This window comes from Nonomuraea sp. B19D2, from assembly GCF_040137845.1.
Lineage (GTDB): Bacteria > Actinomycetota > Actinomycetes > Streptosporangiales > Streptosporangiaceae > Nonomuraea.
In genome coordinates this window covers 20640-34919 of sequence record NZ_JBEFAK010000006.1, presented here as the reverse complement: position 1 = coordinate 34919, position 14280 = coordinate 20640, and the positions used below count along the sequence as shown (strand labels likewise).

General features: G+C 67.6%; 9 protein-coding genes. 3 read left to right on the top strand and 6 right to left on the bottom strand.

Features of this window, described 5'->3' with window-relative positions; genetic code table 11:
* Positions 1 to 133: 133 nt before the first annotated feature.
* On the top strand, positions 134 to 1384 hold the full coding sequence (locus ABN273_RS13275; protein ID WP_349449039.1) for a hypothetical protein: 1251 nt from the start codon (positions 134 to 136) through the stop codon (positions 1382 to 1384).
* 35 nt (positions 1385 to 1419) lie between these two features.
* Here ABN273_RS13275 and ABN273_RS13270 read toward each other — a convergent pair whose 3' ends face one another.
* From ABN273_RS13270 to ABN273_RS13255, 4 genes are all read right to left on the bottom strand, one after another.
* Complete coding sequence (locus tag ABN273_RS13270) at positions 1420 to 2730, bottom strand: lipopolysaccharide biosynthesis protein (protein WP_349449038.1); 1311 nt, start codon at positions 2728 to 2730, stop codon at positions 1420 to 1422.
* Complete coding sequence (locus ABN273_RS13265) at positions 2718 to 3803, bottom strand: glycosyltransferase (RefSeq protein ID WP_349449037.1); 1086 nt, start codon at positions 3801 to 3803, stop codon at positions 2718 to 2720. Before ABN273_RS13265 ends, ABN273_RS13270 begins: the two co-directional genes overlap by 13 nt.
* An 82-nt stretch (positions 3804 to 3885) precedes the next feature.
* Complete coding sequence (gene asnB / locus ABN273_RS13260) at positions 3886 to 5805, bottom strand: asparagine synthase (glutamine-hydrolyzing) (RefSeq protein ID WP_349449036.1); 1920 nt, start codon at positions 5803 to 5805, stop codon at positions 3886 to 3888.
* A gap of 168 nt (positions 5806 to 5973) precedes the next feature.
* On the bottom strand, positions 5974 to 8253 hold the full coding sequence (locus ABN273_RS13255; RefSeq protein ID WP_349449035.1) for a hypothetical protein: 2280 nt from the start codon (positions 8251 to 8253) through the stop codon (positions 5974 to 5976).
* Between the two features lie 197 nt (positions 8254 to 8450).
* On the opposite strand from ABN273_RS13255, the gene ABN273_RS13250 reads away from it, so the two are divergent.
* The gene (locus ABN273_RS13250; protein WP_349449034.1) at positions 8451 to 9479 is read left to right on the top strand and encodes a methyltransferase domain-containing protein; all 1029 of its coding nucleotides are present in this window, start codon (positions 8451 to 8453) and stop codon (positions 9477 to 9479) included.
* Between the two features lie 102 nt (positions 9480 to 9581).
* On the opposite strand, the gene ABN273_RS13245 is transcribed toward ABN273_RS13250, so the two are convergent.
* Positions 9582 to 10760 carry a glycosyltransferase gene (locus ABN273_RS13245; RefSeq protein WP_349449033.1) on the bottom strand — a complete coding sequence of 393 codons (1179 nt, stop codon included), beginning with the start codon at positions 10758 to 10760 and terminating at the stop codon, positions 9582 to 9584.
* Positions 10761 to 10938: 178 nt separating this feature from the next.
* Here ABN273_RS13245 and ABN273_RS13240 point away from each other — a divergent pair, with 178 nt between their 5' ends.
* Positions 10939 to 11814 (top strand): sulfotransferase family protein, encoded by an 876-nt coding sequence (locus ABN273_RS13240; protein ID WP_349449032.1) that lies wholly within the window; start codon positions 10939 to 10941, stop codon positions 11812 to 11814.
* Between the two features lie 67 nt (positions 11815 to 11881).
* Here ABN273_RS13240 and ABN273_RS13235 read toward each other — a convergent pair whose 3' ends face one another.
* Positions 11882 to 13963, bottom strand: a complete 2082-nt coding sequence (locus tag ABN273_RS13235; RefSeq protein WP_349449031.1) for a hypothetical protein — start codon at positions 13961 to 13963, stop codon at positions 11882 to 11884.
* Positions 13964 to 14280: the final 317 nt, after the last annotated feature.

The following is a 14280-nucleotide window of genomic DNA, read 5'->3' as shown; positions in this document are numbered from 1 at the left end:
GCGGGCCTTGTCGAAAAGAATTCACAAAGTGGGGTAATCAGCGGGCCAGGCCGGTCTGCGGAAAGCACTGTCGAGCAGCGCTCAACGCTAGCGTCGTCGTCGCCGTGTTGCTTGTTCCAGAAGGTCTGCTCTCATGGAATATGTCATCGTCGCCGCTGCAGCCGTGACGCTCGTTCTGCTGGTCAAGACGAATCTGGACGCGGCGGCGGCGCGACGGGTGGTGCCGATTCTGCTCGCCGCCTTCGCGGTGCGGCTGCTCGTCCACGTGCTGGTATTGCGCGCGGGTCTCATCGAGTACGGCGGCGACAACCTCGACTACGAGCAGCGTGCCCTGGACATCGTGAGCTACTGGCATTTCGAGGGGTTCTCGTTCGTCACGGCCGACGAGCTGAGCTCGCTCTATTCCGTCGCCGTGCCGTGCAACGTCTTCGCACTGGTCATCTACCTGTGCGGCGGGCCCGCGCCACTGGCCTGCACGGCCGTCGTGGCGCTGCTCGCATGCGCGCTCTGCCTCGTCATCTACAGGTTGGCGAGACTGATCGGGGCCGACGCGCGCGCCGCGCTCCAACTCCTCGTGTTCACGGCCTTCATGCCGGCTTTCCTCCTGCACACGGCCGATACCTACAAGGACGGGTTCAACGCCTTCCTCGTGGTCGCCTGCGTCGGCATCGGCGCATCCTTGGCCAAGCGCTTCAGGGTGAGCACGCTGCTGCTGGCTGCGCCGTTGCTGTGGTGCCAATGGCATGTGCGTCCATACATGGTCTTCATGTGCGCCATCCCACTGCTCATGGGCGTGGTGGCCGCCAGGTCGCGCTTCTCCGTTCGCAAGCTGGTCGCCTTCAGCGCTCTGCTCGCCGCGAGCATGCTGTTCGCCGGCGGCGTCTTCAGCAACACGCCCTTGGAGCAGATGCAGCAGCAGCTCGACATGGGCCAGTCGGATGCCGTCCGCCATTCCAACGCGGGCGGGGGCTCCGGGGTCGACTTCTACGACGGCGCCAACGCGTGGGCCGGCCTCGGGCCCAAGCTGGTGTACACGGTCCTGTCGCCGTTCCCGTGGTCGGAGGGCAGCCTCGCGCTGCAGCTCGGCAAGATCGACGTGCTCATCTGGTACTTCCTGCTCTACTGCTCGATCCGTGGCGCCTTCCGGCTCTGGCGCCATGACCGCAGGACGCTCCTCGTGCTGATGCTGTTCATCGTGCCAGGCACGATCGTCTATGCCACGACCATGGCGAACATCGGGCTGATCTTCCGCCAGCGCATCCCCATCGTCCTCGTCACCAGCCTGCTCGCCGCGGTGGCCTGGACCCGCACCCGGCGAGACCAGGCCGTCCCCTCAGAGCAGGCAGACGCCGTCTCCCTGAAGAGGGCCGCCGGACGCGCCTGATCCGCGTGGTGGCACCGCCGCGGAAGGGATAGTGATCAAGATGCCGCCGCGCCGCGCCGCAGCTTGACGGCCAGCGGCCGGAGCAACAACCGCAGGTCCGCCAGTCCGGGGATCAGCTCGCACACCGGCAGGCCCGTCGATCTGACGAAGCGCGACGCTTCCATGAATGCCATGAAGATGTAGGTGACGCTCGACGCGAATGCCGCGCCCACCGCCCCCCACCGGGGAATCAACACCAGATTGAGCAGAATGTTGACGACCAGCGCGATGATCGAGACGACGGTCATCGCCGTCGGCCGGTCGAGCCGTACGAGATGCTGCTCCACCGGCCTCACCATCATCAGCGCGACCGTTCCTGGCGCAAGCGCGATCAGCGGGGCGACACTGCCCGCGAAGGACTGGCCGTAGAGCAGCGGGATCAGCCAGGGTGAAACCGCGGCGAGGCAGACGACGACGGCGAACGACACGAGCATGCTGAGCCGGAGCGCCCTGGCGGTGATGTGCTTGGCATCTTCCACGTTGCTGGCGGCCTGCGCGGGAAGGGTGACCTGGGTGATCGTCTCCCCCGGGATGCGGGTGAGCGCCATGACGGTGACCGCGACGGCGTAGATGCCGACTGTGGCCGGGGAGTCCATGGCGTTGAGCAGCACGACGTCAACGGTGTTGGCGACGAGGTACATCGCCACCCAGCCCACGTGGTACCTGCTGGAAAGGCTGAGCTGGCGCCGTAGGACATCACGGTTCCAGCGGAGCGAGATGGGCCGGAGCCCGTGGGCCGCGAGGAAGAACGGCAGGGCGACCGCCACCGCCCAGCAGACGACCACGTTGGCGATGGTCACGCGGTCTGCGGCGGCGAGCGCCAGGATCGGCAGACACTGCACGAGCGCGCAGCAGACCGTCTTACGATTCAGCAGGTCCATGCGCGACTGCAGGATGAGGATGCTGTTCAGGTTGATGGCGGCGGCGGCGAAAGGCACGGCCGACAGCGCCGGCGCCCACAGCCAGAGCTCTCCCGGCCACCCGGCCACGGGCACCAGCAGGATGGCACCCAGGGCGGAGAGGGAGCCGACGACCAGCCCCAGGATCGCGCCGTGCGTCGTCAGCAAGCGATGCCGCGACGAGTCGCACCACATGGCGAGTTGGGACTTCTCCAGCGAGAGGTGACCCACGATGATCGCGGCACTCGCCACCGTGGTGATCACCGCGTAGACGCCCCTTCCCTCGGGCTGGAGCATGCGTGCGATCACCAGACCGGTGACCATGCTCAGACCCAGCCGGACCGCCCGCGTCACGAGCGTGCGGAAGACCACGCCCGCGGCCGACCTCGTGGTCGCTACCTCCGGCATCGTCGTTCCAGGAGCCGGCGGTAGAGCTTGACATGCTCCTCGACCAAGGTGGTCACGTCGAGCTGCTTCATGGCCCAGGCACAAGCCGCAGCGCCGAGAAGGACGGCGAGATCCGGATCGCGCAGGAGGCGGGCGATGCCCTCCGCGAGCGCCTTGGGATCGCCCGGAGGCACGAGCACCCCCCGGTCTACCAGGAGCTCCGGCGTGCCGCCGACGGCCGTGGCGACGATCGGCCTGCGCTGGGCCATCGCCTCCATGACCGCGTTGCTCAGCCCTTCGGACAGCGACGGGAGGACGACGACGTCGGCGCGGGCCAGCCACGCCCTGGCATCCGTCACGGGACCTGCGAACCGCACGTCGACATCCAGCCCGCTCGCGTACTCCTTGACCCTGTTCTCTTCTGGACCGTCGCCGACGAGCACCAGCGTGCAGGGGGTGCCCTGCCTGGAAAGCAGCGCGGCAGCGTCGAGGAGGGGCTCGTGTCCCTTCTCCGGGCGAAAGCGGGCCAGACACACCACCACAGGCAGGCTCGTGTCGACACTCTCCGGCTCGACGGCGTCGAACGCGGACTCCGGCACGCCGTTGTAGATGACGCTGAGCTTGTTCGGGGGAACGCCGAGCACGGTCCTGGCCTCCTCAGCCACAGCGACCGCGTTGGCGACCACGTGATCGATGATGGGCATCATCGCGCCTCCGAGCGTGGACCACCACTGCGGTGCCCGTTCGACCTCCCTCATCCCACGCCGTCCGGCGATCACGACAGGCACTCCGGCCAGCCGCGCGGCGGGCGCACCGAGCACATAGCTCTCCAGGAGGAACGCATGCAGCACGTCGGGCCTGAGCCTGCGCAGCAACCGCACCAGTCGAACGAAGGCCCGCAGGTTCTTCACCACCGCGGCCCGGCCGGACGGCTGCCGCGAGAAGCCGAGGTGATGGACGCCGACGCCGGCCGAGCGCAGGACCGGCTCATGCGCGCCTCCCTCGGACAGGAGAAGTACGTCCACGACGAAGCCGCGACCGCGCAGTTCCCGTGCCAGGAGTGATACCTGCGTCTCGGTGCCGCCAAATCCCATTTGCCCGATGAGGAGCGCGACGCGCCGCAGGCTGGTTCCGTCTCTTGGCGCCACCGCAGGACCTTTCGTTGGCTCTTCTCGATCAGGTGGTCACGGCACGGGGTGCGGGTCCCCGCGTCCCGGCAGGACCGCTCGGCACGTCGTGCGCACGGTGCCAGAGCTCGAACTGCAGCAACGCCCAGAGCCGCTCACCGTGGTCCGCGCCCTCCATGTGCTCTCTGAGGAGGTCACGGACTGCCACGGGGTTGAAAAGGCCCCTCCCGCGAGCGGTGTCGTCGGTGAGTACGTCGTGGGCCAGCTCGCGCAGCTCCCCGCGCAACCACATGGCGAGCGGCACGCCGAACCCGCGCTTGGGGTAGTGCAGCAACTCTTCGGGAAGCCAGGGGGCGACGGCCTTCTTGAGCAGCAGCTTCGTCTGCAGGTTGCGTACCTTCAACGAGCTCGGCACGGTCGCCGCCCACTCCATCAGATGGTGGTCCAGGAAGGGAGATCGCGCCTCGAGTGAGTTGGCCATGGTGGTGATGTCCACTTTCACCAGCAGGTCGCCGGGAAGATAGGTGAGTGTGTCGACGTCCTGTACGCGGCCCACCTCGGTCACCGCCGAGGAGTCCCGGAAGATCTCCGTGAAGAGCCGGTAGCTGTCGACGTCCGCCAGTTCCCCCCGCAACGCGTCGCTGTAGACGCACAGCTTCTGTTCCCGCGTGAAGCACGACATCAGCGAGGCGTAGCGGTGTGCCGGTCTCTCTCCGACGAACCGCATCAGCCGCCCGAGCCGCTGGGGGAACGTGCCGAAGCGGGACCTGTTCATGATGTGCGTGCCGAGGCGGCCCGAAACCGCCGCGATGGGCGTGGGAATGGCGGGGATCTTGCCTGCCCTGTCCATCAGGGCGTAACGCTGGTAGCCACCGAAGCACTCGTCACCGCCGTCGCCGTTGAGCACGACGGTGACGTGCCGCCGGCTCATCTGTGCCACGTAGAAGCTGGGAACGGCCGAGGAGTCGGCGAACGGCTCGTCGAAATGCCAGGCGAGGGTCGGCAGGACGTCGGCGAGTCCGGCCGTCACGACGAACTCCTGGTGATCCGTGGCGTACTTCCTGGCCACCATGCGCGCCTTGTGGCGCTCGTCGTACCAGGAGTCGTCGAATCCCACGCAGAACGTCTTGACCGGCGCGGAGCTCTGCATGGCCATCGCCGCCACCACCGCCGAGGAGTCGATCCCTCCCGACAGGAAGGCCCCCAGCGGACGCTCGCTCACCATGCGGATGCGGGTGGCCTCGAGCAGCAACTCGCGCAGCCGCTCCAGCTCCTCGTTCTCGTCGACCACCGGCCGCGGCACGTGGTCGAGCCGCCAGTAGCGACGTACGGAGACCTGCCCGCGCTCCCAGACGAGAACGTGGCCCGGCGGCAGCTTCCGCACGTCGCGATAGATCGACTGCGGCGCGGGGACGTAGCGGAAGCTCAGGTAGTGATGCAGGGCCATCAGGTCCAGTTCGCGGGACATGGTGGGGTCCTGGGCAAGGGATTTCAGCTCGGACGCGAAGCTGATCGACTCGTGGTCCGCCCGCCAGTAGAGCGGCTTCTTCCCGACCCGGTCCCTCGCGAGGACCAGCCTTTCACGATCCCGATCCCAGATGGCGAACGCGAACATGCCGCGGAGCCGATGAACCAGATCGACACCGTACTCCTCGTAGAGGTGGACGAGACACTCGGAGTCGCCCGTGCTGCGCAGCCGGTGCCCGCGCTTCGTCAGCTCCTCACGGAGCTCGGGGAAGTTGTAGATCTCACCGTTGAAGACCGCGACGACGCGCTCGTCCTCGCTGTAGACCGGCTGCTCTCCGGTCGCTACATCGATGATCGCCAACCTGCGCATGCCGAGTACGGCACGGCCGTCATCGTGGAACCCGACGCCATCAGGCCCTCGATGCCTCATCACGTCGCACATGTGACCAACCAGCATCGGGTCCGACCGCGACATCGACACCATTCCGGCTATGCCGCACACGATGCCTCCATTGAATGGGTGGGCGATATCGTGTGATCACCCTTAGAAATCATGGCCTTACTCACAGTAAGCAGCACTTGAGTCCACGACGCGGAACGGGCGGCGGTGTGTCGCGCCTCATTCCGGCGGGCCGTCCGCGGAAGCGCATGCGGCAGACCCTTGCCTGCGTCACCGCAGGACGGGCCGACCCAGCTGATAGACGCCGAAGCCACCCGAGCGGAACCGCAGGCTCGCGAACGTCTCGAAGGCGGAGCCGGACGGCAGCCGGCGTTCGTCCACGAAGAGCCATCGCACTCCGTGGCGTTCGCGCAGCAGTCGGACCGCCTCCGCGGAAGGGCGCTCGAAGACCGTGTCGTTGGCCCTGATGCGCTCCCGATCCCAGAACGGACGACCGGACACCGACTGACCAGGACGCCAGCCATCGGTGTTGTGCGCCGTGTAGGCCCACCCTTCGACGAGGACGCGCCGCTCGCTCAGCGCGGTCATCCAGTAGGCACGGTGATCGCACGGCCTCTCGCGTCCGAGGCGACAGTGCGTGTTGGTGGCCACGATGTCATCCGGGGCCGAGTGGTCGCGCAGCCACCGGCCCGCCGCGAGGAGCCCTGGAGGCACGCCCTGCGCCGATTCCTCGCCGTACGGATCCGGCAGCGTACGGCCGAACCACGCGGCAGGCGTCCCTGCCGCCGTGACCAGGCAGATCGTCAGCGCGAGCGTACGGCGCCCACTCCGGCGGACGGCCACGAGGGCGACCACGCCGAGGAGGGCCAGATACGGCGGGTACAGGATCAGATCGCTCTGGCCAGGACGCAGCGGGATCCTGACATCGAAGAGCAGCCGGACGGCGGCCGCGGTCAGCAGGCCCGCGCCTCCGGCACAGGCGACGACCCTGGCCGTCAGTCCTGCCTCCCGGACGGCGAGCACCGCTCCTGACACCGCGACCATGGCCAGATAGGGGCAGGCGGCCTGCAGGAAGTACCCCTGTGACAGACCCGGGTGTCCGAGCAGGAGAAACGCCGCGAAACCGGCCACGCTCATGCCGAGCGTGAGCACGATCGGCGTCCGTAGGAGCTGCTGTGGCCGCACAGCCAGGCCTAGCACGCCACACCACGTGATCCCGCCACACAGCAGGCACAAGAGGCCGACCCCGGCCACGGCGGTCCAGGGCACCTCCGCCGACGCGCCCACGCCGGTCAGGTTCCTCCAGGTCACGCGCAAGATCGAGAGCGGATCGAAGACGAGGCCCTGCCGCGCACCTCCATACAGCAGCAACTGGGACAGGACCAGGCACGCCACAGTCACCGCCAGTACGGCCGGAGCGCGCCGCGGCAGCCTGCGAGACCGGGCCGCCTCGACAACCACCACCGCCGCCACCCCAGCTGCCAGCAGCGGCAGATACGTCGCCTTCGCACCCATGACCGCTGACATGCTGATGACCAGAAGCAACCAGCGGCCCCGCCCTGTCCCCGACCGGCCGAGAAGATCGATGACAAGGAGCACGACAGGAGCGAACAACAGGGCGCCGAAGACCTGACTCGGGCTCGACCACGACTGCGCGGACGCCCAGCTGAACACGCCGGCGACGGAGCCCACGTACATGTTGGGCGCCACGACGAACACCGCGCTCACCAGGCCGGCCAGCCCGCCCGCCCACGATCCCGTGATCCGGCGGCCGACCGCCCCCAGGAGCACGACGAGCGCGGCCAGCATGGGCAGAACGGCGAGGCGGTAGAGCAGAACCAGCGGTTCCACCCCCGTCACCCAGCTGGCCGCCGCGACATGCGCGTGGACGAACCAGTGGTACGCCAAGGGCTCCCCGGCGACGCCCGGCGTCGTGGGCGGCATGTGGTGCTTCACCTCTCCGGCCAGGGCGAGGTGGTAGGGCATGTCGACATAGGACGACGCCATCGCCGGCCAGGTGAGGGCGTGGGCGTCGTAGAACTCACCGGCGGTCCAGAGAATCAGGCAGATCACGATCAGCAGGTGGGACCACGGCCACCAGCGCGGCGCGCGGCCGCTGCGCGGCCTGCCCCTCCAGTGACCGCGCAGCCGTGGCACCACCAGGAACAGCACGTACGTGCCGAGCGGCCAAGCCACGACCAGCAAGGGCGCGCCGATCGCACGGGCGGGAATGTAGGCGAGCACCTCCAGGGCGTAGCCCAACGCCACGCCTAGCGCGACCTCCTCGGGGAAGGTGTGATCACGGCGGTGCAGCGCGCGGATCCACAGCAGGCCGGGCAGCGCCAGGCCCAGCACCACATAAAGGCTGAACAGCGTCAGATCCGAGAGGGCGACGCCGTAGCGGCCGCACACCGCTCCGACGCAGGCGACCAGGGCGGCTGCCGGAGCCCACCTCCAGGCCCGCCATGGAGCCGCCTGACTACCTCTGACCGGCTCGGCACCGGATGCAGGAGACGGCTCCGAACGCGGCAAGAGCTTGGCTTCGGTCATGCGCGAAGCCTGGCGACGCAAGAGTCGGGAACGCAGTGCCAACGCCCGGACAGCGCGATGTCCTTGCCGTCGCTTGGCAGGCGTTTTCCCTGCCCCGTCGCATGCTCGCCGGTCGGCCAGGGGACACGCCGCCATTCATATTCGTAGCGAGACGATCACGCATCGTAACATGAAGCGATTGTGAGATGTGGCCGCTCTTGGCCGCGGTCAGCTCTTTCGCCTACCGAACGGTCAGTCACATGACTCTTCCGAAGCAAGCACCGCCCGGCGTCGATCCGGGGATTCCCTGGTGTTCCGCGTTGCGCTGCCTCCGCTGCCGCGCCTCGCTTCACGTCGAACGGGACGAACTCGTCTGCCGGAGCTGCCAGGCCGCCTATCCGATTGACTGCGGCGTCCCGAGATTCGTTCCTGCGGACAACTATGCGGATGGATTCGGGTACCAATGGAACCGGCATCGGCTGACCCAGCTCGATTCCCACTCCGGCACCACCATCTCCCGCGATCGCGTCATGAAGGCGAGCGGCTGGACGGCTGAGGAACTCCGCGGCAAGAAGGTGCTCGAATGCGGCAGCGGGGCCGGGCGTTTCACCGAGGTGCTGTGCGAGACCGGCGCCGTCGTGACGTCGTTTGACATCTCCAGCGCGGTCCACGCCAACGCCGCCTCGAACGGCCGGTTTCCCAACCTGCGACTGTTCCAGGCCAGCGTCTATGACCTGCCGCTGCCCGAGGAATCGTTCGACTTCCTGTTCTGTTTCGGCGTCATCCAGCACACGCCCGACGTCGAGCGCACCTTCAAGACGCTGTTCCGTTATCTGCGCCCCGGAGGCCGGTTCTGCATTGACGTGTACGCGGCCCCGGTCTCCTATCTACATCCCCGGCAACTGCTGCGCCCGCTGACCAAGCGCATTCCTCCCGCGCGGCTGTACTCCATCGTGGACCAGACAGCGCCGAGGCTGCTCCCGCTCGCCATGGCGCTCGCCGACGTTCCGGTCGCGGGGCCGTGCCTGGCCCGGCTCGTTCCCGTCGCCATTCACCGGCACCTGAACCTGCCGGACAGGAAAACCATCCGCGACTGGTCGGTGCTCGACACGTTCGACTGGCTCGCGCCGCGATATGAGCGACCTCAGTCACGCCGTCGCCTGCACCGGTGGGCGACAGATCTGCGGCTGCAGAGCTTCTCCGTCGAACGTCACCGAGGGATTTACGTGATCCGCGGTGTCAAATGACCACCGTGATTTCGTAGGAGCCGCGTCCGATCAGGGCGCGGCTCCCTTGTTATGACGCGTCCTTCTTATGACGCGTCGGATATTCGGTACGCCGCTGTGGCGTCACGGCACCCGAACCTCTTCGTAGAGCCGCTCGAACCACTCGGCCGTCCGGGTGATGTCCACCAGGTCGGCGCTCTGCCGCGCGCCTTCACGGAGCCAGGCGTGGTTCTCGGGCCGCATCGCACCCAGGATTCTCTCAGCGAGATCGTCGGAATCTCCCGGCCTGGTCAGGTAGCCGTTCCTGCCATGCTCGATCAGCTCTGGGACGCCTCCGACAGCGGTGGACACCACCGGTACACCCGCCGCGAGGGCCTCCATGACCACGACGGGCAGCCCTTCGTTGGCGGAGCTGAGCACCAGGAGGTCGGCGGCCGCAATGAGGCGCGCGGCGCGCGGCACGCAGCCGAGAAACCGAACGGCGTCCGATCCCAGTTCGGCCACGCGCCGGGCGATCTGGCCTTCCAGCGGGCCGGAGCCCGCCAGGAGGAACAGCGCGCGCGGAGAGACGTTCACTACCTTGGCCGCCGCCTCAAGCAGGAGCTCGTGCCTTTTCTCCGGGCGGCAGTTGGCCACGTGCACGATCAGGAATGAGGACTGTGGAACGTTCCACTCTCTTCTGACCAGTCCGGCTTCCCTGGCTCGGCGACGCTGCTCCGCGACCTTGACACCGTGCATCCTCGTGGACAGATTGCGGGCCCCTCTGGTGACGAAAGCGCGGGCGACCTGGGAGGAGACCGCTACCGTGTGGGTGTCCAGCCACCCTGTCGCGCGGTCGAGCAGCATCGTCGGCAAGCGATAGCGGACACCATGCGCGGTCGAGATCAGCGCGGGGCGAGGTGTGGAAAAGAAAGACGTCAACCGGAGCAGCGAAGCGGGCAGCGGCGAATGCAGGTGGATGACGTCGGGCCGCAACCGCCTGACCGCGGCGGCCAGTCCAATGAGCCTAAGCGGGCGCGGATACGAGGCCATGTGGACGACGTCGATGCCCCCAGCCTCAAGTCGCTGAACGCTGTCATCCGATGCCGACAGGCACGCCACCGTGTAGCGCGTCGCCCGGCGCGGTGCCGCGAGCAGCCGCTCGATGAGCAGCGTCTCCGCACCGCCGACGATATCGAGTGTTTTGATCACTTCGCAGACATGCGTCATGGTCACCACAAACGCCATCATCACCATTGCGAAGTCTGCGGCGATGGTGGCGCTCCGGCTGCGGGAAATATTGCCCGCCCGTGCCGCCGGCATTACCGGATGAGGGCGCTGCCCGGCGGGAGCGACACGACCCAGCCTCAACCTCCAACAAGAAAGCGCACGTTGGCCATACCGTCGAGGTGACCTCGCTACTGACGAACATGCTGAGACGCTCGGATCCAGCCGCCCTGAACAGGCCCGTTTCCTGAGTGTCTCCAACGGGGAGGCTTACGTGCCCGATTTTCTCATCGGCACCGGACGCTGCGGTTCCACTTTGGTATACGGAGTGCTCGCTCGCCATCCGGGGGTGCATTTCATCTCAGGTCTGGACAACCGGTGGGCACACGTCCCAGGACCGGTACGGCGGCACAGCGGGACGATCTACCGCCGACTCCCGAGAGGGCTGATGTCGAGGAGCGGAATGGTGCTCGCCCCCTCCGAGGCGTACTCCGCGCTGAGTCGCGAGGTGTCGCCCATGCTCGCCGACCCGTTCCGCGATCTGACGGCCCGGGACGTCACTCCATGGCTGGCGCAGCGCCTGCGGGAGTTCTTCGAGCGCAGGAAATCTCCAGGGCGAGAAGACCTCACTCACAAGTTCACCGGCTGGCCGCGTGCCGCGTTCCTCCATGAGGTCTTCCCTGAGGCCCGTTTCGTGCACATCGTGCGGGACGGGCGCGCCGTCGCCAATTCCCTTGCTCAGATGCCTTGGTGGCGCGGCCACCTCGGCATTCCAGGCTGGCGCTTCGGCCCACTGCCCGCCCTGTATGCGGAGGAGTGGGAGAGCTCTGGGCGATGCCTCGCGCATCTGGCGGGAATCGGCTGGAAGGTGATGATGGACGCCTATGAGGTGGCTCGTGCGGCCGTGCCGCCGCATCTCTGGCTGGAGATGCGCTACGAAGATCTGCTCGCCGACCCGCGCAAGCACATGGACGTCATCCTGCAGCACCTCGGGCTTTCCTGGACACCCGACTTCGAGCGGAGCCTGGAACACGAAAGGTTCTCCGGAAGCCGGACAGAGGCCTTCAAAAGGGACCTCACACCTCGACAGGTTTCGCTGCTGGATCGTTCCCTTTTCCACCATCTGCAGAAGTACGGCTACCCCGTCTGACGACCGGCGCATCGCTCGCCATGGGATCCGCGGCCCTTGCCATCGCCAGGGCCGCGGGTCCTCGTCATTACGCGGGAAGCCGGTACGCGGCGTAGTCGCCCGCGCGGTAACGCAGCTCGGCGAAATCTCCGAGCCGCGAGCCCTGAGGCAACCGGCGTTCGTCCACGAGGAGCCACCGCACGCCGTACTGATCCCGCAGCCGCTGGATCGTGGCCGTCGACGGCGACAGGAAGACCGCTTCGTTCGCCGCCAAACGTTCCCGATCCCAGAAGGGCTGGTACTGCTCCACCTGTCCAGGCGTCCAGCGATCCACGTTCTTCGCCGTGAAGGCCCATCCTTCGACCAGCACGTGCCGCTCGGCCAGCGCGGACAGCCAGAACTGGCGGCTGTCGCACGGTTTCTCCAAGCCCCAGCGGCAGTGCACGTTCGTGGCAATGAGGTCGTCAGGGGTCGAGTGACCGCGCACCCATCGCGCGGCTGAGAGCACACCCTGCGGGATCACCGATGCCGGAACCTCTGGTGCGGACGGCTCCGTGCCGCCACGTGAGAGGAAGGACAGTGCACGCGCGTGGTGAGCGGCAGGCAGCCCGATGACGGCCATCGCCACGATGATCAGGGCCCACCCGCGCATCGCCCGCCGCAGGCCGGCCAGGACGATGACGGTGAGGCCGGCGACGACCACCAGCGCGATGTACGGCAGGAGCAGGACGAAGTCCGGCCGTCCGGGGCCGAGCGGCGCGCGGACGCCGCACAAGAGAGGAATCACGTAGGCGCCGACCAATCCGGCCCCGACCGCGCACAGCGTCATGCGGCGCGGCACGCACGCTCGCCGCAGAATGACAAGGGTGCCGAACACCGCGAGGACCGCGAGGTAGGGATAAGACGCCCAAAGGAAGTAGACCTGGCTCCTCCCCGGATGGTCGAACACCACCGTCGCGCCGAGACCCGCGGCGGCTATACCGAGCATGACGGCCACGTCGGAGCGGATGACGAGACCTGGCCGGCTCAGTAGCCCGAGCACCGGGCTCCACGTGACGGCCCACGCCAGCAGGTACACCACCGTGACGCCGAGCACTGAGGTCAGTGACGGGCTGACGTCCACCAACGCACCGGTGAGGTCCTGCCAGACGGTCCCCATGTAGGAGAAGGGCGCGACGAGCAGTCCCTGCCGCTGCCCGCCGAAGAGCACCAACTGCGCGAAGAGCAGGCACGCCCCGGCCAGCACGAGCGCGAGGAGCGCGGGCCACGGCACCCGGCGCCGCATCGCGCCAGCGACCACCGCCAGCAGCAGCCCCACGAGGAGCAGGGGCAGATACGTGGCCTTGGCCCCCATCACCGCAATGAGGAAGACGCCAAGGAGCAGCCACGCCGCGCGCTCGTGCCGTCGCTTCCCGAGCAGGTCGGCCACCAGCAGGACCACCGGCACGAACAGCAGCGCCCCGAAGGTGAACGTGGGGCTTCCCCACGCGGCATCGTTGATCCCGCCCCAGGTGAAGGTTCCGACCGAGCCGAGGAACAGGCGAGGAGCGCCCACGCCCAGCGTGGCCAGAACGGCGAGCATGCCTCCCTTCCACGAGTTCGTCACCTGCCGGGCGAGCAGTCCGATCAACACGACGAACGCCGCCAGCATCGGCAGAACGCCGAGGCGGAGCAGCAGCACCAGCGGCTCGACTCCGGTGATCCAGCTCGCGGCCGCCCAGTGCGCGTAGACGAACCAGTGGTAGAACTGCGATTCGCCGGCGACTATGGCGCTCATCGGCGGCATGTGGTGCTTCAACTCGCCGATCAGGCCGAGGTGGAAAGGCACGTCGTCGGAATACCTCGCCAGCTCCGGCCAGGTGAGCGGACCGATGCTGAAATAGCTGTAGGCGCTTTTGGCGACCAGGTAGCAGACGATCAGCGCGAGCCCCCATGCCCACCAGACCGGTGCCTCCGATCTGGGGCCCGCCTTCCAGAGCGCGCGGAGCCGCGGCACGGCCAGGAAGCTGACGTACGTGCCGATGGGCCACGCCAGAACGAGCAGAGGAAGTCCAACGGCCCTGGCCGCGATGTAGGTCGCGATTTCCACGGCGAACCCCAGCGCCAGGCCGAGCGCCACCTCCTCCGCCAGGGTGCGCCTCCCAGGGTAGAGCATACGGATCAACAGCACGCCGGGGAGCACGAGGCAAAGGACAAGGTACGCGGTGTAAACAGCCAGTTCGGAGGCCGAGACACCGTATCGAAGAAGGACGGCCGCAGTGAATCCGGCCGTGAGCAGCCCCGGCAGCCAGGCGAACGCGCGGCGTGCCCACGCGGAGCGTGCCAGAAAGCGCGCCCGCCCAGGAAGCAGGGTCGGTTGAAGGTTTTTCGGCGACCTGTGCGCATAGCCTTGTTGTGATGTGGCCATGAACGGAGTCTGACGGCGCCGATGATCAGCGCGAGTCCGGGCACCCGGCGCTGGGCGGACTTCTTGCCATTCCCAAACAA

Excerpts from the sequence above, each read along its gene's own strand:
- ABN273_RS13265 (WP_349449037.1), bottom strand. The coding sequence starts at position 3,803 with ATGGGATTTGGCGGCACCGAGACGCAGGTATCACTCCTGGCACGGGAA.
- ABN273_RS13275 (WP_349449039.1), top strand. The coding sequence starts at position 134 with ATGGAATATGTCATCGTCGCCGCTGCAGCCGTGACGCTCGTTCTGCTG.
- ABN273_RS13245 (WP_349449033.1), bottom strand. The coding sequence starts at position 10,760 with ATGCCGGCGGCACGGGCGGGCAATATTTCCCGCAGCCGGAGCGCCACC.
- ABN273_RS13255 (WP_349449035.1), bottom strand. The coding sequence starts at position 8,253 with ATGACCGAAGCCAAGCTCTTGCCGCGTTCGGAGCCGTCTCCTGCATCC.
- ABN273_RS13270 (WP_349449038.1), bottom strand. The coding sequence starts at position 2,730 with ATGCCGGAGGTAGCGACCACGAGGTCGGCCGCGGGCGTGGTCTTCCGC.